1 protein-coding gene is annotated in these 611 nt (G+C 63.5%); it reads right to left on the reverse strand.

Annotated features, from left to right (window positions below; all coding sequences use genetic code 11):
- On the reverse strand, positions 1 to 606 hold a 606-nt coding region (locus tag ACTQXI_RS08905), incomplete at its 3' end, for a transposase (RefSeq protein WP_441548537.1).
- Positions 607 to 611: the final 5 nt, after the last annotated feature.

The following is a 611-nucleotide window of genomic DNA, read 5'->3' on the forward strand; positions in this document are numbered from 1 at the left end:
GCAAAGCCAAAGAGAGAAAGAGGCACGCCTTTGCCAAACCTGAAACCTTTCCTTGCCACGTGTGAAAAGAACCGCTGCCTCAATTGAAAGCCCGAGCTTGACACAAACAGCCTTCACGCGCTTCATGACGCCCTGGATGGAGCTCGCGCGGAAGTTGTCGGAGTCGGACTTCATCGTCAGGCGGTAGACGCCCACGACCGGCTTCTCCTTGCCAGCGTAGACGCGGTCCCACACCATCTGCAACACCTCGTCTGCCACGAAGTCCTTGCGGGTGCTCGCGCCCGTGGCGTACATCTCGACGACGACGGCGACGAGGGCGCGGTCGATGCGCCGGTGGCGCTCGAACACGTCCTCCGGGAAGAAGCTGCCGGAGCGCAGTTTGGGGATGCGCAGCGTCAGAGTGCCGACGCAGGTGGCGAGCGACCTCTCGCGGTAGCCGTTTCGGCTGTCCGCCCCGCCACCGCAGAGCCGGTCGGCCTCGGCGTCCATCACGGTCTTCGCGACCTGCTCGGCGAGTCTGCGAAGCAGCTCCTGCATATCGATGGCGCCGTCGTCGAAACGGGGCATAGCGAGCATGTCCGGCGTCGGGTCTGATAAGATTTCCATAGCGG

It is taken from the genome of Collinsella sp. LCP19S3_C9, from assembly GCF_052121575.1.
In the GTDB taxonomy this organism is placed as follows: Bacteria; Actinomycetota; Coriobacteriia; order Coriobacteriales; family Coriobacteriaceae; genus Collinsella.